Below are 19,662 nucleotides of genomic sequence, written 5' to 3'. Positions count from 1 at the left end.
CTCAGCCTTTTTTTATCGAAAAATTTATATAGATAGAGAATATAAAATGAAAGAATATACATTATATGCAACAATGGGCGCTGGATTTGAAAGTGTAGTTGCAAAAGAATTAAACAATTTAGGTTATGAAACAACAACTGAAAATGGCCGTGTATTTTTTAAAGGAACTCAAAAAGACATTGTAAGAACTAATCTATGGCTTAGGAGTGCTGATCGAGTAAAGATCTTACTAAAAGAATTTAAGGCCACTAGTTTTGATCAATTATATGATGAAGTTTATAGCTATGATTGGGCACAGTTATTACCAGTAGATGCTCAATTTCCTGTAAAAGGAAGAAGTGTTCGTAGTAAGTTACATTCTGAACCTGATGTGCAATCAATTGTAAAAAAGGCAATTGTAGATAAGTTGACTGATCAATATCGAAGACGTGGATTTTTACCAGAAAGTGGAGCACAATACCCGCTAGACATCCATCTCTATAAAGATACTGCACGTTTAAGCTTAGATACTACTGGTCAAAGTTTATTCAAGCGTGGCTATCGTGTTGAACATGGTGGTGCACCATTGAAAGAAAATTTTGCAGCAGGTTTGATTGAACTAACTCCTTTTGATGGTTCTCATCCCTTTATTGATCCTATGACTGGCTCAGGAACAATTGCAATTGAAGCTGCTCTTAAGGCAAAGAATGTAGCTCCCGGTATTTGGAGAAAATTTGCATTTGATAATTTTGATTGGTTTGATAAGAATTTGCATCCCGAATTAGTAGAAGCGGCTAAAGCACAAGAAAAAAAGGAGCATGCTCCAATCTTAGCTAGCGATATTGATCAATCAATTTTAGAAATTGCTAAAGTGAATGCGCATAATGCAGGCGTATTACAAGATATAAAATTTAAGCAAGTCGCTGTAAAAGACTTTTCAACTGACTTAGAAAATGGAGTTATTGTTGCAAATCCTCCTTATGGTAAACGGCTTAAGGATCGAGAAGCAGCGGAAAAGATCTATGAAGAAATGGGACAAACATTGCGTCCTCTTACTTCTTTTAGTCAGTACTATCTTACATCTGATCCTCAATTTGAAAAATACTTTGGTGCAAAGGCCACTAAGAAGAGAAAATTCTATAATGGTAACTTACGGACTGACTATTATCAATATTGGGCTAATAAGAGATAACAATTATGTTAACGCAAGATAAAAAGACTAGTTTTTGGGTTATTAGTGATACTCATTTAATTGCAGATAGCTTACACGATCATGGACAAGCTTTTTCACAAATGCAAAAAACTAGTCAAGGTAAAGATTTATACTATCAGGAAACTGCTTTAAGTGCATTTGTAAGAATGGCGCAAAAAAAGAAACCGGCCGCAATCATTGTTACGGGGGATGTAACTTTTAATGGAGAAAGAGTTTCAGCGGAAAAATTCGCTGAAATTTTTAAACCTTTAAAAGAAACACAGCTTTTAGTTATTCCGGGAAACCATGATATTTATGATGGCTGGGCTAGAGAATTTCGAGGAAAGAAACAATATTACGCTGGTCAAATTAGTCCTAGAATGTGGCGTAATATTTTTAAAACATCCTATGAAAATGCAGTTAGTGTTGATGATAAATCTTTAGCTTATAGTGTTCAGCTTAATCCTGATTATTTGTTGATTTTAGCTGATTCTAATGATTATGGTAAAGAAGAAGCGACTACTGCACCTGCGACAGCTGGTTTTTTAGGAAAAGAGCAACGACGCTGGATTAAGGCGCAACTTCAATATGCTAGTGAGAATAACCTTCAAGTAATTTTTTGTATGCATCATAATCTTTACGCCCATAATCCGGCTGTAAACAAGGGATATGTTGTTGATGATTATCATGAACTGCGTAAGTTATTAGCTCAATATAATGTGAAATTAGTTTTCTCTGGTCATATTCATGCTCAAAACATTATGTTGCCGCAAGATCCTTGTCCAGCTACAGAAATTGTAACTTCTAGCTTTTGCTCCAATGATCAAGGCTATGGTGTAGTTAAGGTTTCGCCGAAAGAAGTTAGTTATACTTGTCATCACTTTAAGATGAAGGACTATTTAACTGACAAGGAAAAACAAAATTGGACTTTGACTCACTTTCATGATTATTTAGAAAATATTCAACTAGGAACTATTTCGGCAGAATTAATGCAGAAAGATCTTTATCAAAATCATGATGATATAGATACTGTCAGAAAAATGGGGCGTCTTTTCGGCGAGATGAATTATCACTTTTTTACTGGAAAGAATCATATTGAAAGTGAAGAATTGCAAAAACTTAAAAAGTCACCAATTTATCAACGTTTAATTGCAGACAACCCACATTATGAATTGTATTTACAAACGTTATACGATATGTCAAATCATGATAATTTGCATGTAAAAATTAAATACTAAAAATAAAAACTCTGGAAACTGCTCCTAGCGGCAATTTTCAGAGTTTTTTAGATACATAAGTGAGTATTTCCAGATACTGTTTCCTTTAGTATGCAATATCGTAACTAGAATATTTATATTTTTTCATAGCTAACACCTTAAGGTTATAAATTAAAAAGAGAAGCAAATTTAATAAAAGTTTTGCTTCTCTTAATTAGACTAGTTAAATAATATCAGTCTTCAACAACTTTTGACTTAATATCCTTAATGGGCTTGCCATTTTTATCAAAATAAGAATCTAAATCTCTGCACCAAATCATAGCCATGGTATGCTGTCCTACATGAACACCAACTACTGGTCCGATAATACTTTGATGAAATTTGACCTTAGGAAAACTATTTTCATAATCACTAATCCATTCAGCTTCTCTTTCTTCATCATCAGCATGAAAAATTGTTAGCTGAATGGGATAGGGCATATTAGAAATTAAACGATCAAAGTCCTTTTTAATATGATTATACGCACGCTTATAATGTCTCTCTTTTGCAATTGCTGAGATTTTCCCTTCATTTTGAACGTCCATAGATAAGATTGGCTTGATCTTTAAGATAGAGCCTACGAAACTAGCGGCATTTGATAAGCGGCCGGTTCTTTTTAAATGATTAAGATTGTCTACCATAAATCTAACATCGGTAGTGTTTCTTAAATCGTTTAAGTCATGCATGATTAAATCGATGTCAGCCCCGGCCTTGACTAGTCGACCAGCTAATATTGCAGCATTAGCCTCTCCTGCACAGGTTATTTTGCAATCAAAGGGATGAATATTAATTCTGCTTTCTTCATCACCTACACTTAAAACATTATTGTAAAAGCTAGAAATACCGCTTGAAAGAGTAATAATAATTAGATCGGTATAACCTTCATCGATATATTTATCAACATATTTTTTTACGGTTCCAATTGAAGGTTGAGATGTAGTGGGAAGAGTAGAAGAACTACTTAGCTTTTCATAGAATTCATGAAAACCAATATCAATTAAATCCAGATATTCTTTATTATCCCAGATAATGGGAATTGGTAAGACATCAATTCCGTATTTTTCGCATTGTTCTTTAGTTAAATAAGATGAACTGTCAGTTAAAACGCCGATTTTCATATTGTTATTTTCCTCCATATTCTTGTTTAATATTATAGTCTAGAACGCTATTTTAAACAAAAACGTAAATCTACTTGATTTTTGTTACAATAGAGGTAATTAACAAATAGGGTGTGACCTAAATTCTAAATTATGAAAAGACATTTTATTTTTTTAGGCGCTGCGGGTGTAATTTATTACTCCTGGCTCCTAGCACTAATTTTTGTAGCCTTTATTGTTGGGTATGAAAGTAATAAAGCAATTAGCTATTCTGCACTAAGCTTAGGAGCTATTTTTGTGGTTATAGTTATTTATACCTGGTTTAATTCTTATTTTCAGGAGGAAGCAAATGTTTACTGGCTAAAATTACCATACCGTCAGAAACTTCAGCTTCAAAATTTAAAGATTAAGTGGCAATGGAAGGCATTCGTTATATATGAAGCAAAGAGTAAAATCAATACTTACTTGCTTTTAGCACTTAAAAGAAAGAAGAAATGAATTTGAAGTCAGATATTGAAATCGCACAAGACACTAAAGAATTACCTATTACAGAAATTGCAAAAAAAGTTGATCTTCAACCAGATGAAATTGAACTTTATGGTAATGATAAGGCCAAGATTAGCTGGAAGGGAATTAACAGAATTAAACAAAGTAAAGAGCTGGGTAAGTTAATTCTTGTTACTTCAATTAGCCCTACGCCAGCTGGTGAAGGAAAGTCTACTATTACCATTGGTTTGGGAGATGCAATCAGCAATCAACTTCACAAAAATACTTTAATTGCATTAAGAGAACCCTCAATGGGTCCTGTTTTTGGATTAAAAGGTGGTGCAACTGGTGGTGGATATGCACAGATCATCCCAATGGAAGATATTAATTTACACTTTACTGGTGATATGCATGCATTAACTAGTGCAATTGATACTTTGGCTGCTTTAGTTGATAACTATATTTATCAAGATAATAGTCTAGAGCTAGATCCTAATCGTATCTTATTAAAACGCGGAATTGACGTTAATGATCGTACTTTAAGAAAAATCACTATCGGACAAGGTTCACGTTTTAATGGAATAGAACATGAAGCTAGCTTTGCAATTACTGTAGCTAATGAATTAATGGCTATTTTATGTTTAGCAACTGATATTGACGATTTGAAAAAGCGGATTGGAAATATGCTAGTTGGCTTTTCTGTGAAAGATGAACCTGTTTATGTTAAAGATTTAGGGTTTGAGGGAGCAATTGCTGCGCTTTTATCAACCGCATTAAAGCCTAATTTAGTTCAAACACTTGAACATACCCCAGCAATTGTTCACGGTGGTCCATTTGCTAACATTGCTCATGGTGCTAATTCAGTAATTGCTACTAATACTGCGTTACACTTAAGCGACTATATTTTAACTGAGGCTGGTTTTGGAGCAGACCTCGGTGGTCAAAAGTTTATGGATTTTGTTTCTAACCATTTAGATAAACGTCCTGACGCTGTAGTAGTTGTTGCAACCGTAAGAGCATTGAAGTATCAAGCAGAAGAGACAACTGCTCACTTAGATGAAGAAAATATTCCAGCTTTAGAAAAAGGTTTTGAAAACTTAAAGCGCCATATGGAAAACATGGCTCATTATGGTGTACCTGTAATTGTATTAATAAATAAATTTGCTAGTGATACTGAACAAGAACTATCAAAATTGAAAGAACTTGTTAAAGATGATGGCTTTGAATGTGAAGTAGTTTCTTACCATGATGAAGGATCAAGGGGCGGAATTAAGGCCGCAGAAAAAGTGGTTGAGTTAACTAATAAAGTTAGTGACTTTACCTCAGTATATGAACCTACTGACTCCGTAGAAGAAAAAATTAGTAAAATTGCCCATAATATTTATCATGCCAAGGATATTGAATACTCTGATAAAGCTAAGAGTCAATTAGCAGAAATTAAGAAAATGGGTAAAGACAACTTACCAGTAATTATGGCTAAAACACAGTATAGCTTTACTGATAAAAAGAGTATCTTAGGAGCTCCAGAAGATTTTACACTTCATGTTAAGAATTTAGCTCTTAAAAATGGAGCAGGTTTTATTGTGGTAGCTATGGGATCTATTTTAGATATGCCAGGATTGCCAAAACATCCAGCTGCCTTAGACATTGATGTAGATAATAACGGAAAGATTTCAGGATTATTCTAATGAGTAAAGCTAAACAAGCCTTATATTTAATAATTTCTTTATTAGTAATTATTGCAGATCAATTATTAAAGAATTATATAGTTACTAATTTTAAAATTGGTGATGAAAAGACTATTATTCCTGGCGTGCTTTCATTTACATATTTACAAAACGATGGAGCAGCCTGGAATATCTTCAGTGGACAAATGATTTTATTTTATTTAATCAGTATTGCCGCTATTGCAGTTGTAATTTACTATCTTTTTAATCCAAAGTATAAAAATGGCCTTTTTGATACAGGATTAGCCTTAGTTTTAGGTGGAATCATTGGTAACTTTATTGATCGTTTGCATCTAAAATATGTAATTGATATGTTGCAACTAGATTTTATTCAATTTAATATCTTTAATATTGCTGACAGCGCAATTACAGTTGGAATTATCTTAGTTTTTATCTATCTAATATTTATAAGCGAAAAAGACTAAAGGACGAAGAGTAAATGACTAAAAATTATAAATTAGTAATTGATGACGAAAAAGGACGTTTAGATAAGGTAATCGCTGAGAAAATTACAGATTTGAGTCGAACTAAGATTAAGGAATTAGTTAATGATAAAAATATTTTAGTTAATAATAAAGCTGAAAAAGTATCCTATAAAGTACAGTCTGGGGACGTAATTGATGTTACTATTCCCCCTGTTAAACCATTATCATTAGAAGCTGAAAACCTACATCTTGATATTGTTTACGAAGACTCGGATGTAATCGTGGTTAATAAGCCTCAGGGGATGGTTGTTCATCCCTCAGCCGGCCATCCAGATCATACCTTAGTCAACGGATTACTTTATCATACACGTGATTTAGCTGATAGTCCTGAAGGGTTTCGTCCAGGGATTGTGCATCGAATTGATAAAGATACCTCTGGTTTATTAATGATAGCTAAAAATGATAAAGCACGTGAAAGCTTAGAAAAGCAATTAGCAGAAAAGATAAATAAAAGAGAATATTTGGCAATTGTTCATGGCAACTTTGAAGTAAAAAATGGCGTAATCAATGCTCCGATTGGTAGAAATCCGGTTAATCGAAAGCAAATGGCGGTTAATCCAAAGGGAAAAGCTGCAGTTACACACTTTACAGTACTAGAGCAATTCAAAAATTATAGTTTAGTCAAATGTGTACTGGAAACGGGCAGAACGCATCAAATTAGAGTGCATATGAAGTACATCGGTCATCCATTAGCTGGCGATCCCTTATATGGCCCAAAGAAAACCTTGTCAGGTCATGGACAATTTTTGCATGCCGAGACTTTGGGATTTTATCAACCTTCTACGAATGAATGGCTGGAATTTTCTGCACCATTGCCAACAATTTTTGAAAAACAATTAGAGAATTTACGACAAGAAATGAAGCAATAGATTATGAAAAGATATTTAATTCTTGAAGACGGAACTGCATTTTCAGGACACGGTTTTGGTGCTCCCATTACTGCTACAGGCGAGCTTGGTATTCAAACTAGTAATTTTGGATATCAGGAAGCAATTTCAGACCCTGCCAATTTTGGTAAGATTTTGGCTTTTACTACTCCAATGATTGGTGGAAGTGGTATTAATGCTATCGACTATGAATCAATTGATCCGAGTGTACGTGGAATAATTGCAAATGACATTGCTTTTCATATTTCTGCCAATCCAACTTTTCAAGATTTAAATGATTTTCTAAAAGAGAAAAGAATTCCAGCAATCTACGGTGTTGATACTCGCGCTTTAGTTCAAAAATTGAAGAATAAGCGGGTTATTAAAGCATCTATTATGGATACAGATGATGCCCATGCTTTTGATCAAATAAAAGCCCTAGTTTTACCAAAAAATAAGACTGCACAAATATCTACAACGCATCCTTATGCTGCACCAAATATTGGAAAAACTGTAGCTGTAATTGATCTTGGTTTAAAGCATTCATTACTACGCTCCCTTTCTTTACGGAAAATTAATAGCGTGGTTTTACCATACAATGCATCAATTTACGATATTATTAATCTTCGAGCTGATGCAATTGTCATTTCTAATGGGCCAAGTAGAGTAGAAGAAGTTGCACCATTTTTAAAACCAGTATTTGATAAGTTTTACGGAAAATTGCCTATTTTAGGAATTGGCTTAGGCTTTTTAGCAATTAGTAATTATTTAAACCTAGAGCTCCTGGACTTAATTCCAGCCTATAATGGCAGTAATTTCCCAGTTATTGAACAAACTAATAATCGAATTTGGCAAACTGCAATGAATATTGATCAACTAGTAGTACCTGATAGTTTATCTTTGAATCTTTCACGTAAATATTTTGATTTAAGATCGGAGTTATTAGCAGGCTACAGTATCAAAGAAGATAAAGTTTTAGCAACTGCCTTTAATCCAGAAGGCTCACCAGGTAATTTTGATGCAGCCAGCATTTATGATCAGTTTTTGAATATGATGGAGTAGACTATGCCTTTACATAATGAAATTAATAAAGTTCTTGTTATTGGAGCGGGGCCAAGTATTGTTGGGGAAGTATCAGAGCTTGATATTCTTGCTAAACAAGCATTAACGGCTTTTGAAGAAAGTAATGTGCAAGTTGTATTGATTAATCCTAATCCTGCAACAGTCACAACAGATCCGCATCCTAATGTAAATGTATATCTCGAACCAATGACATTGCCTTTTGTGAAGCGAATCATCCGAATGGAAAAGCCTGATGCTATTATTCCGGCTTTTGGGGGTAAACCTGCTTTAAAACTTACCAGTGAATTATTAGAGTCGGGCATCTTAACTCAAATGAATATTGAGTTACTAACTATTAACAGCTTGGCATTGAGTCTATCAGCTCCTCATAATTTTTATAGTTTTCTTAAAGCAAATAAGATTGCCGTGGCCAATCAATGGCTATTAGAAAAAGAGGAGGACTTAAAGCGGGTAATTGAACATGCTCATTTTCCTTTGCTTTTATCAAAAAAGCAGCATTATCGCCCCGATAGCATGATCTCTTTAGAAAATCTAGTTCAATTAGAACAATACTTCTTAGATGAAGAAGCCGATGACCATTTTAACTGGAAAGATTATCGTTTAACTGAAGATTTATCGAATTGGGAAGAATTAATTTTTGATATTGTTCGGGATAATAATGGAAATTTTGTATTTGTAGGAAACATTGGTAGCTTAGAACCAGTTGGTATTAACTCTTCAGATTCTTTATTAGTAACACCAATTTTAACTAGAAATAATAATCAAATTCAACGCTTAAGAAATTGCTGTCGAAAGATTGCTAATTGTCTTAATTTACATGGAGCGTTAAGTATTCATTTTGCTGTTAAGCAAAGTGGGGAAGACTTTAATTTTAAAGTATTAAGTATTAAACCACGTTTGACTCAGAGTAGTTTACTTTCTTATAGAAGTGGCGTATATTCTATTGGATATGTAACGGCCAAAATTGCACTTGGCTATAATTTAAATGAAATCACTGATCCACAATCTGGAATTTCTGCTGCAGTTGATCCTGTGCAAGATGCTTGCTTTGTAAAATTACCTTATTGGTCTTTCACAGAAGCTGGTTATAATCACTACACTCTTAATAATAAAACCACTTCAGGAGGCCAAGCTTTAGGAATTGGTCGTAACTTTGAAAGTGCATTTTTAAAGGCTCTCCAGTCAACTACTGGTTTTTCTAATAATGTTAAGACCTTTAAAAAGGAATATAAAAAAAGCGAAAAAGAATTATTGCAAGATCTATCGAAGCCTAATGAAATACACCTAATTACACTATTGGCTGCGATAGCAAAGGGAATTAATTACCATACTCTTCACCAGCTTTTACATATTCATTTAGTATTTTTGCAGAAGTTTAATCATATTTTGATTTTATTAAAGAAATTACGTAATGATGAACTTACGGCTGATTTAATGCTAAAAGTAAAGAAGAATGGCTTTTCTAATCGATTAATTGCTGAAATTACGCAGCAAGATGAAAAATCAATTGCTGATTTATGTAAAAAATGGTCAATTAAGCCTAGCTATATTGAAATTGATGGAACAGCTGGGTTAATTCACCCTAATATTCAAGCTGTTTACAGTAGTTATGGAATTGAAGATGAAATAAAACCGCTATCTAATTCGAAAAAATGCCTTCTTTTAGGATTAAAACCATTTCAAGTATCTCTAACTGGAGAATTTGATTATATGCTATACCATGCCGCCAAGACCTTAAAAGAGCAAGGAATTAGCCCTGTGATTATTAGTAATAATGCAGAAAGTGTGAGTGCGGCTTATGATGTATGCGATCGAATTTACTTTGAACCAATTACCTTAGAAAACATTCTTGAAGTTGCATGGAAAGAAGATATCAAAGAAGTTGTAACTCAGTTTTCTGGTAAGCAGGTTAATGAATATCGTAGTGCACTTTTAGAACATGGTCTAACAATTTTGGGGCAACCTAATTTGAAGGAAATTTTAAGGGAAGATCATGCAGATGAAGGATATCAAGCTGGTGTTAATCCAGTCCCAGCTCTTCAATGTGATAATGAGGAAAGTATCCTAGCTTTTGTTAAAAAAAATGGCTTCCCAGCTTTAATTGGCGGTACAAGTAACGGGAAAAAGCAAAAATCTGCTGTTGTCTTTGATTTACCCGCTTTACAAAGATATATTGCTGAAAACTCATTAGAACATATGAATGTCTCGAAGTTTATTGAAGGCAAAAAGTATGAAGTCACTGCTATTTCTGATGGTAAAAATGTTACTATTCCCGGAATTATTGAACACTTTGAACAGACCGGTTCACATGCCAGTGACTCCATAGCTGTCTATCGTCCACAAAACTTGTCAACTAATGATCAGCGTAGATTACGTGATAGTGCAATTAGTATTGCCACTAAACTTAATTTAAGAGGACCAGTTAACTTACACTTTTTATTAGCTAATGATCAAATCTATTTATTACAAATTAAAAGTTACTCTGGACACAATGTAGCTTTTCTAACTAAAGCACTAAAAAAAGATATTACAGCTATAACAATGAAAGTTTTGTTAGGAAGTACGTTAGCTGAATTAGATCTTCCGAGTGATATTTGGCCATCAAATGATTTAATTCATGTTAAAATGCCAGTATTTTCTTATTTATCATATAGCAGTGAAAATACCTTTGATTCTAAGATGAAGACTTCTAGTAGTGTAATGGGACGAGCCAAGCATTTGCCGACTGCCTTGTTTAAAGGATATGAAGGCAGTGATTTAATGATTTCAACATATGGTACTGTCTTTATTTCAGTTAAAGATTCTGAAAAACATAATGCAATTAAAATAGCTGCACGCTTCCACCAGTTAGGTTTTAAACTGTTAGCAACTGAAGGTACTGCAAATGTATTAGCTGAAGAGGGAATAACAACAGGAATTATTGAAAAGGTTCAAGAGGGAAGCAATAGCTTACTTGAAAAGATAAAGCAGCATCGAATTAATCTAGTAATCAATGTGACAAGTTTATCCGATTCTGCTAGTCATGATGCAATTATGATTAAAGATGCAGCTTTAAGCACACATATTCCTGTTTTTTCTAGTTTACAATCAGCACAAGATGTTTTAATAGTACTTGAAACTTTAGCGATGACTACTCAACCTTTGTAAAATTAAATATTATTTATTATGTAAACTTAGTGGATAGAGAAAAAAGCACTCATATAAAATTGAGCGCTTTTTTCTTATATTCTTTTTTCTAAAACATCTTTTTCATTGGGAGTGACTTCAATTGAATTTTGACCAGTATAAATAACAAAACCTGGCTTAGCTCCATTAGGCTTTTTAATTCTTTTAACTTGCACATAATCAACTGGGACGTGACTAGAATTCTTTCCTTTAGAGAAATAGGCAGCAATTTCAGCAGCTTCTTTGATATCTTCATCACTTGGGTCACTGTCTTGTAAAATGACATGAGAACCGGGCATATTTTTAACGTGGAACCAGTAATCACGTTTATCCGCCTTCTTTAAAGTTAGCCAATCATTTTGATAATTATTTTTACCAACTAATACTTTTTTACCATCACTTAGTTTAAAAGTATTCAAATTTTTTTCGCTAATCTTTTTCTTCCGATGACGATTATGATTTTGCTCTTTTAGATAGCCTTGATTAATCAATTCATCGCTAATTGCATCAATATCTTGTGGATCCGCATTATCAATTGCAGTTTGGATAGAATCAAAGTAATCTAAGTTCTCGTTTGCTAATTTAATTTGTTCATTAACATGTTTAATTGAATTACGTAATTTTTGATAACGAGTAAAGTATTTTTGTGCATTTCTAGCAGGTGAAAGTGCGGGATCAAGTTTTATTTTTAAGGGCTTATTATTTTCATAATAATTTGGTAGATCAATACTTGTCATCCCAGCCTTTACTTCATGAAGATAAGCATTAAGTAATTCACCCTTAATTCGATATTCCTCTGAATTTTCCGCTTGATCTAGTTGCTTACGTAACTTAATGATTTTCTTTTTAAGTTTTTTAAGTTCGTTATTAACAATATTTTCAATTCTTTTAGATTTTTGCTTTACCCATTCACGATTAGCCTGATCACGATAAAAATCGTCTAACGTTTTATTGACATCGTCACTAGAATAAATCAAATTTAATTCAAGATGATAGGGAAGGTAAGTATATACACGATCCTTATGCTTGATGGTTTGTAATACATATCCTTTTGGCCTATTAAATTGATTAAAAAATGTCTGTAAAGAACTATATGAAAAATCGTCTTCTAAGTAACCAGTAAATTCTTTTTTATCATCTCCATCTAAACCATTAAATTGTCTTACAAAATCTGCTGGTTCAGGATATTTTTCCTTTAATTCAGTGAAGTTGTCAGCAGAAAGGTCAAAACCGTTGATTCCTGGAAGAAGAGGAGGCAGTTCATAAGGTGCATGTGGAAGTAATAATCGAGCCCGATTTTCATCAGGATTGATTCTTTTAAGCAAATCAATAATTTTATTATTATCCGCATTATATAAAATCACATTACTGTGTCGTCCCATCAATTCCACTGATAAAATTAGCTGCATTTCATCTCCTAATTCATTTCGATTAGAAAAGTGAAAGTTAACTATTCGTTCAACACCAACTTGTTCGATTTTTTGAAGAACTGAGCCTTCTAAATATTTCCGCAACACCATAACAAAAGTAGGAGCAACGTCGGGATTGGCAATTGTATCATTTGTAATATAAAAGCATGGATTTTGAGCATTAGCAGAAATCAGCAATCGCTGATTCTTACGATCTTTCCTGAAATTTAAAACTAAATCTTGTTCAAATGGTTGGTATATTTTAGTAAGTTTTCCTCCAACCAGAGTAGGGGAGAGATCTTGCAAAAGACTATGAATAAATAAACCATCAAAAGCCATAAATATCCTCCTTTAAAACAGTATATTTAATTATACTCTTTAATCCCTTGAATTTCCTTGTTAAATAAATATGTGATTTTTTCACTAATATTGTTAATTTTTCACGAATCTTGTGAAAAATTAAATTATGTCTTAGAATTATTGTTGATTAGAAAAAATGGGAAAATTAAGTATAGGTGGTAAATAAAATGAATGTCTTAATATTTAATAGCGTTAGCGAGAATATTAAGCGAGTGATTAATAAAAAGTGTGGATTAAATCTCTCTCAAACTCGCTTATTATTATTCTTTGATCATCATCAGAATGAAACTTTGACGATGGGAGAATTAGCACAGGAATTAAGTATATCGCTTTCGACCCTAAGTAGACAAATCAAGCAGAAGAAAACTGCATCTTTAATTAAAGTAGAACGTTCAAAGAAAGATTCTAGTAAATCTTTAAATCTAAACAATGAAGGGTTGGCTAAAGCCCAAGAATTAAAAAAAGTTCTTTCTCAAATTGAAGCACAAATTTTTTCTAGTTGGAGTGAAGAAAAAATACAGGATTTTGATAGTAAACTACAACTTATTGTTAATAACCTTGCAACCGAGGAAGTATAAATCATCGATTATATTTAAAAAACATCTGATTTTATGATATAATTTCATTTTGATAAGTAGTATTGCAGCATGCAACTTAATGCTGCCATTTTAATTTTAAGGTAGGTTTTCACACGTGAAGATAGCACTCATTACAGATAGTACTAGTGATATAAGCCCAGAAGAAGCCAAGGCCAATGATATTACAGTAGTACCTATTCCAGTTATTATTGGAGATAAACAATACATGGATGGAGTAGATATTACTGCAGAGAAGCTTTTTGAGCTAGAACGCGATGGAGCACCTTTTCCTAAGACTTCTCAACCTAGTCCAGGTACTATACTTGAATTATGCCAAAAATTAAAAGATGAAGGTTATGAAGCTATCATTGCTATTCCACTAACATCCGGTATTTCTGGCTTCTACAATAGTTTAGTTACTTTAGCTCATAATCATCCTGAATTTAATCTTTATCCTTATGATCCAGCAATGACTGTTCGTTCAATGGGAAATTTAGTACTAGCAGCTGCTAAAATGATTAAAAATGGATGGGAACCTGAAGAAATTCTAGCTAAGTTAGACGAAATTAGAGATACAATTGATGTTCTTTTCGTTGTAGATGATTTGAATAACTTAGTGCGCGGCGGCCGTTTGAGTAATGCAAGTGCTTTTATTGGTACCATGCTTCAAATTAAGCCACTTTTGACATTTAAAAAGGATAATTATCAAATCGTAAGTTTTGATAAAGTTCGTTCCATGAAGAGAGCTGTTAAGAAGGCTGAAAATATCACTATTGAGCGAATTAATAATTCGCCTATTAAGGATAAATTGTCATTATCAGTTTATAATTCTAATGATTTAGAGCAGGCTACTAAAGTTAAAAATGATTTTCAAGCTGCTTTCCCTAATATGACCATTAAAATGTTCAATTTTAGTTCCGTAATTGCTACCTATTTAGGAGAAAAATCTCTTGGTATTACTTGGATGACAGACATAGATAAAATGGACTTTAGTAAAAAATAATCATATCAAAAATAGGAGAGTTAAAGTTGCTTTCCTATTTTTTTAATAAAGTAAATTACATGAACTTAAAACGAGAGTGATTAAATGAAAAATAAGTTTTTAAAAATATTAGGACTAGTCACTGGTATTGGTCTAGGACTGGTAATCGTTTTTCAAGTTATATTAGCTATGAACACAAGTGCTATTAAAAATAGTAGTCCTACCGCTGTTAATTCTGCTACAAGTAATAGTAGTGACAAAGAAATTATTGCAGAAGCACTCAATACCGATTTCAAAAGCTATAAATTTAATGTAAAGAATTCGCCCGGGATTCAAGCTACAAGAACTTGGACTGGGGAATATCAAAATGATCCACTTAAGGCACAAGCTAAAGTTGATAAGACATCTATGTGGCTAAATGAAGACAAAGTATATCAAAAAATGTGGGATAATACTGGTAGTCCAAAGTGGAAAGCTTCTTCTACTATGACTCCTAATAAAGTAGTTAGCCAATTCGACCCAGCAATTATTTTAAGCGGAAGTAAAGCAATTAAAGGCGATATGAAACTTAAGAAATCTGGTTCTATCTATCGCGTTAGCTACAGTGGTAATAGTCTAAAGTTCTGGAATAAGACCCACAGTAAGCTAATTAAAAAGCTTAAAGGTAATGCATCGGGATTAGATAATGAGGGAGCCCTTAAAAGGTTAAAGGTTGAATATACCTTAAAAGAAAAGGGCGGGCACTTAGTCTTGACGAGCTTTTCATTCTACTTGCGTTTTGCTTATGCTGGATATGATATTTCTCAAGAGGGAACATATACAGAAATCAATGCAATTAAGGTAAGTACTCCAAAAGCATTGAGAGCTAAGACAGCTACAAAGAAGAGTCATAGAGTATACCATCCAAAAGCCGACGATAGTTTTGATATTGATATTGGTTCTGGAAATTCAAATACTCAGTCTAGTCAATCAAGTGAAAGTTCTTCAAGTAGTAGCCAACAATCCAGTTCATCACAAAGTAGCAAATCAGAAGAACATAATGATGAAAGTCAACATTCTCAAAGTCAAAGTAGTACATCAACGCAATCCTCTGACAATAAAGAATCTAGTCAACAATCACAAAACAATAATAGTAACAGCAGCTCAGATGCGAACCACAATAATCAAGGACAAGCACAAAACAACCAACAATCTGCTGCTAGTCAGCAAAGTCATTAATTAAAAAACGATTTGAAAATCTAAAAACGATTTGAAGATCTAAAAACGATTTGAAGATCTAAAAAAGATTTTCAAATCGTTTTTTCTATTGCATGTTCCTGAAGATAATATCCTTCTTGAGTAAGAGTAATTTCTTGATGTCCCCGATAAAATAAAGTTACGACAAGTTCAGCTTCTAAATTTTTTAACTGGCGTGAAAGCGATGGTTGACTAATATGAAGAGTTTCAGCTGCCGTTGATATATTTTTTGCTTCACAAACTGCAAGAAAATATCTTAAAACTCCTAATCCCATAGAGTGTTCCTTTTTCACATAAAGTATACACTTTTATTATAGGCTAAATGATGAGATTAGAGTTGAATTAATCAGAAGATTTATATCTATTTATTTTATTTAGTGCCGCTTTTTGTTTTTTTTGATCTACATGAGTATATAAATCGGTAGCTGTTGTTCCTTTCTGGCCCAATTGCTGTGCTACTAGCACTTGATCCTTAGTTACTTCATAAAGTTCACTAGCTAGCGTATGGCGTAACTTATGGGGAGTAAGAGGTTTCCCAAAAGCTGCAGAATACTTGTTAACCATTTTCTCAACTGCATTAGTGGTTATCCTTTTAGTCTTTCCATGCCATCTAGTTAAAAAGAAAGCAGTATCTTCTTTTTCAGCATGATACCGATCAGCCCGTATTTCCTTATATTTCTTTAAATAAGGAATCGTCCAATCAGCAATAGGAACGCTATCTTTTTGGCCACCTTTTCGTGTAACATCCAGCATAGCATCTTTTAAATTAATATTACGCATGTTTACGCCAACACATTCAGAAACTCTAATTCCAGTTCCTAAAATCAATGCAATAATAGCCATATCTCGCTCATGATTCTTTTTAAAGGCAGGTAGGGACTGCTTATTACATTTATGTACATATTCATTTTCAATAAAATCTAAAAATTGGTATTTTAAATCTCCCATATACATATGTGACTCTAAAACATGAGCTCTATAATTTAAGGTTTTAGTATCATTTAATGAGTTAATCTTTAACATGACATTACGGTCAAAATATGGTTCACCATGATTATTATCAGAAGTAATGGTTAAGAACTTATAGAGGGAGCGTAGAGCATTAATAGAACGATTAATGGTAGTTGGCGAATTTAAGCGACCTTGTTGGTTTTTAGTATGTTTAAGATGATGAATATATAGCATGACATCATTTCTTTGGAGATTTTCCAATGTCGTTACTTCAATATCTTTATTAGAAGAAACCGAAGCAATATTGTTTTGTCTTAGCCAATCGAAAAAACGTCGAATTTCAGTTAAATATTGATAGGTCGTAGTTAATGAATGAGAAGTTCCTAGATTGTATTCCTTTACAAAATCGGGCATATTAGCCAATTCTTGCTTAATAAGTTCTAAGTATTTATTAGTTTCCAAATTATAGTCTCCTCGAACGTAGGTTTGTATAATATTATATCTTATTTACTAACCTAAAAAAAGTTTTGTTACTGTCCCCTAGTAGGAGAGAGGGGAGACAACCTTGTATACTAGAGAAAAGAGTAAGAGGTAACTATAAATTATGCGAAATTTTTAAAAAAATAGATAGATTTAAGTAGATTGAAAGATCTTTAGTGGATTAAAATTAAGATAACCATAACTTAATCTAATATTTTTTGATAAAATTGAGACTGCAAAGGGCGCAAGGCTTTTAAGTCTTACAGCTTTTTGCAAACATATTGTTAGAATTCTCAAAGTAACTTTGGTCGGTGGCTTTGAGAGTTTTTTGTTTACTCATCTTTTATAGTCGTCATGTGTTGGATTAATTCAACGTATTATCTAATAAAGAATTTATCATTAAGCTCTGCCTGAGTACAAATAAATTCTTTTTCTGCAGGGTTAAGTTCTAGATACTTTTCAACATAAAACCTACTACTAACACTTAATTCATTGTAGGCAGTTTTATCACGGGAAAATTGTAATGTATTAATCAATGTGCCTAGACGGCTTTGACCTTTACCATTTCTGTAATCACCCGGGGAAATTTCAAGTATTTTATGAATTAAAGGACTATATGGTAATGCATGTTTCTTTGAAAAGTGATTATATATCCGCCCACCATGTGCAGCAGTATTTCTATAATCTAAATACAAAGATAAAAGAGAAGAATAGCCTTCTTCGAATTCTTTAACTTCCTCTAAAATAGCTACATCTAATCCCGTCATGCGAGAAGTTACAATTCTTTTTTGTGGAGCCTTAAGCAATCTATACCACCAGATAAGATTTCCAAAATTAAGTTTTTTAACAATTATCCAGGGCGGAATATTATTGTGTTCCTCTCGATAATGTTTGTAAGGCTCAGACTTAGCATATGTAATGCCTTTTAAAAGGTGTAACAAAGCATCAATAGGATAAATCTCTTTATGAAGTGATTTATTGTATTGCTTCTTACCGGTAACATAGTTTCTTCTATCTAAATATTTTGTTTGTTCTTCAGATATTTGCTCCGCTACTGTATAAGCTAATGCCTGTCTTAAATTAGCTTCAAAAGTTTCAAGAGCTGACATAACTTCGGAACGGATATTTCTATCTAAAGTAAAAAGCTGAAAGATATGTTCAAAGGTAATTCCGGATTTAAATTTATCTTCTTTATCTAGTGAATTATCTAAAAAGCAATCCTTATACCCATTAATAATTTCATAGTATCCATAACTTAATAAATTGCTTTTTGCCACTTCTTTGTCCTGAAACAGAAGGCCACGTTTTCCTAGTAATTCTATTTGTTTATTAATAGTTAAAAAGGGTTTATCATTCATTTTAATTCTCCAACACAAAAAGGACATGTATTGAAACACACATCCTTCTTGGTACGACCGCACAGCGGTCACTTAACTTGATTAACTAAATTCTATCAACTAAAAGGGAAATATGTCAATAATAAATATTCAAAATGTAAACATTCATTATAAATCTAATAATTACTTCTTCTTGGCGTCCACCTCTTCTTGCGTAATTGCTCCTATATTTAATAGTCCTTCATGTTTAATCACTTTAGCTGATGGATTATTATTGGTTGATTTAAAGAGTTTTACAAGATATATAATAGTAGAATTGTAAAACTTATTGTAAAATTTCTTTTTAGAATGTGGCCATCCCATATCTTTTTGACCATATCCAGGAATTAGAGCCTTTTTAAGTCTACGCTTAGGAGCTCCAGACAAGCCAGCTGATCTTGATCACTTTACCTAAAATGGTTCCAGGATGATCCTTATCTAGAACGATGGCATTAAAGTCCGAATTAGCAGATCTTAACACTACTGTATCCCCAATTTGCAAAATATGTTCACAAAAAAAGAACGTTAAAAAAGAGAGGAGAATACGGAAGAATTAATAAAAATTAAGGTAGAAAATTTTGTCTGCAACCCACTTAGAACTCTTAAAGGAACAAAAACAAGCAATGGCTAAGTATGTCAAAGTTTTAAAGCTGCGCATTAAAGATGTAAAGGAGGCTAAATAATGAACTTTTCATATCTTTTAGATTTAGTGCTTATAGTAACTTCAGTGGTAGCGGTAATTGTTGTTTCTGTCTCTGCTAACCATAAAATTGAAATTGATAAAAAGCGGTACAAGGCGATTTACTAGCTAAGTCAGAACAATTATCTTGCGCACTCCATTAGTCCCTCGTCTACCAAGCTGAAAGGAGGGGAGGATAGGGATCTTAAAAACTATCGTAGGTTGTAAGGTAGATTCTATCCTAACCGTACAATCAATATTCGCTATGGCGCTAG

The 19,662-nt window shown here is 33.0% G+C and carries 17 protein-coding genes and 1 pseudogene; 12 read left to right on the top strand and 6 right to left on the bottom strand.

The window, feature by feature from the left end:
- The first annotated feature begins 46 nt into the window (after positions 1-46).
- Positions 47-1,171 (top strand): class I SAM-dependent RNA methyltransferase, encoded by a 1,125-nt coding sequence (locus Q9R40_RS01240; protein WP_304675984.1) that lies wholly within the window; start codon positions 47-49, stop codon positions 1,169-1,171.
- A gap of 5 nt (positions 1,172-1,176) precedes the next feature.
- Entirely contained in the window at positions 1,177-2,409 is a 1,233-nt protein-coding gene (locus Q9R40_RS01235) for a metallophosphoesterase (RefSeq protein ID WP_304675982.1), read from the top strand.
- Positions 2,410-2,621: 212 nt separating this feature from the next.
- On the opposite strand, the gene Q9R40_RS01230 is transcribed toward Q9R40_RS01235, so the two are convergent.
- The gene (locus Q9R40_RS01230; RefSeq protein ID WP_304675981.1) at positions 2,622-3,545 is read right to left on the bottom strand and encodes a DegV family protein; all 924 of its coding nucleotides are present in this window, start codon (positions 3,543-3,545) and stop codon (positions 2,622-2,624) included.
- 132 nt (positions 3,546-3,677) lie between these two features.
- On the opposite strand from Q9R40_RS01230, the gene Q9R40_RS01225 reads away from it, so the two are divergent.
- From Q9R40_RS01225 to Q9R40_RS01200, 6 genes are read left to right on the top strand one after another with little or no spacing between them, the layout of a single operon-like run.
- Positions 3,678-4,022 (top strand): hypothetical protein, encoded by a 345-nt coding sequence (locus tag Q9R40_RS01225; protein ID WP_297938634.1) that lies wholly within the window; start codon positions 3,678-3,680, stop codon positions 4,020-4,022.
- The gene (locus Q9R40_RS01220) at positions 4,019-5,698 is read left to right on the top strand and encodes a formate--tetrahydrofolate ligase (RefSeq protein WP_304675980.1); all 1,680 of its coding nucleotides are present in this window, start codon (positions 4,019-4,021) and stop codon (positions 5,696-5,698) included. The genes Q9R40_RS01225 and Q9R40_RS01220 overlap by 4 nt, the downstream gene beginning before the upstream one ends.
- On the top strand, positions 5,698-6,162 hold the full coding sequence (gene lspA, locus Q9R40_RS01215; protein ID WP_004894860.1) for a signal peptidase II: 465 nt from the start codon (positions 5,698-5,700) through the stop codon (positions 6,160-6,162). The genes Q9R40_RS01220 and lspA overlap by 1 nt, the downstream gene beginning before the upstream one ends.
- Before the next feature lie 14 nt (positions 6,163-6,176).
- Entirely contained in the window at positions 6,177-7,091 is a 915-nt protein-coding gene (locus Q9R40_RS01210) for an RluA family pseudouridine synthase (protein WP_297938643.1), read from the top strand.
- Positions 7,092-7,094: 3 nt separating this feature from the next.
- A complete protein-coding gene (locus tag Q9R40_RS01205; RefSeq protein ID WP_127835731.1) occupies positions 7,095-8,150 on the top strand; it encodes a carbamoyl phosphate synthase small subunit in 1,056 nt (351 codons plus the stop codon).
- A gap of 3 nt (positions 8,151-8,153) precedes the next feature.
- The gene (locus Q9R40_RS01200; protein ID WP_300735061.1) at positions 8,154-11,318 is read left to right on the top strand and encodes a carbamoyl phosphate synthase large subunit; all 3,165 of its coding nucleotides are present in this window, start codon (positions 8,154-8,156) and stop codon (positions 11,316-11,318) included.
- Between the two features lie 74 nt (positions 11,319-11,392).
- On the opposite strand, the gene Q9R40_RS01195 is transcribed toward Q9R40_RS01200, so the two are convergent.
- Entirely contained in the window at positions 11,393-13,084 is a 1,692-nt protein-coding gene (locus Q9R40_RS01195) for an NFACT family protein (protein WP_304675976.1), read from the bottom strand.
- Positions 13,085-13,272: 188 nt separating this feature from the next.
- Between Q9R40_RS01195 and Q9R40_RS01190 the strand changes: the two genes are divergently transcribed.
- From Q9R40_RS01190 to Q9R40_RS01180, 3 genes are all read left to right on the top strand, one after another.
- Positions 13,273-13,683, top strand: a complete 411-nt coding sequence (locus Q9R40_RS01190) for a MarR family winged helix-turn-helix transcriptional regulator (protein ID WP_297938657.1) — start codon at positions 13,273-13,275, stop codon at positions 13,681-13,683.
- A 115-nt stretch (positions 13,684-13,798) separates the two neighbouring features.
- Complete coding sequence (locus Q9R40_RS01185; RefSeq protein ID WP_300724255.1) at positions 13,799-14,686, top strand: DegV family protein; 888 nt, start codon at positions 13,799-13,801, stop codon at positions 14,684-14,686.
- 84 nt (positions 14,687-14,770) lie between these two features.
- A complete protein-coding gene (locus tag Q9R40_RS01180; RefSeq protein ID WP_304675975.1) occupies positions 14,771-15,883 on the top strand; it encodes a hypothetical protein in 1,113 nt (370 codons plus the stop codon).
- Between the two features lie 83 nt (positions 15,884-15,966).
- On the opposite strand, the pseudogene Q9R40_RS01175 reads toward Q9R40_RS01180, so the two are convergent.
- From Q9R40_RS01175 to Q9R40_RS01160, 4 genes and pseudogenes are all read right to left on the bottom strand, one after another.
- Positions 15,967-16,176 (bottom strand): annotated as a pseudogene (locus Q9R40_RS01175) (LysR family transcriptional regulator); the annotation flags it as partial.
- A gap of 67 nt (positions 16,177-16,243) precedes the next feature.
- On the bottom strand, positions 16,244-17,314 hold the full coding sequence (gene xerS / locus Q9R40_RS01170; RefSeq protein WP_300594152.1) for a tyrosine recombinase XerS: 1,071 nt from the start codon (positions 17,312-17,314) through the stop codon (positions 16,244-16,246).
- 395 nt (positions 17,315-17,709) lie between these two features.
- Complete coding sequence (locus tag Q9R40_RS01165) at positions 17,710-18,690, bottom strand: Abi family protein (protein WP_304675972.1); 981 nt, start codon at positions 18,688-18,690, stop codon at positions 17,710-17,712.
- Between the two features lie 162 nt (positions 18,691-18,852).
- Positions 18,853-19,095, bottom strand: a complete 243-nt coding sequence (locus Q9R40_RS01160) for a hypothetical protein (RefSeq protein ID WP_297938674.1) — start codon at positions 19,093-19,095, stop codon at positions 18,853-18,855.
- A 295-nt stretch (positions 19,096-19,390) separates the two neighbouring features.
- Here Q9R40_RS01160 and Q9R40_RS01155 point away from each other — a divergent pair, with 295 nt between their 5' ends.
- A complete protein-coding gene (locus tag Q9R40_RS01155; protein ID WP_297938675.1) occupies positions 19,391-19,516 on the top strand; it encodes a hypothetical protein in 126 nt (41 codons plus the stop codon).
- Positions 19,517-19,662 lie beyond the last annotated feature (146 nt).

The sequence above is a fragment of the uncultured Lactobacillus sp. genome, assembly GCF_948948975.1.
Classification (GTDB): domain Bacteria; phylum Bacillota; class Bacilli; order Lactobacillales; family Lactobacillaceae; genus Lactobacillus.
Note: the sequence above shows the minus strand (reverse complement) of the source record. Positions and strands in the feature narration are given on the sequence as shown.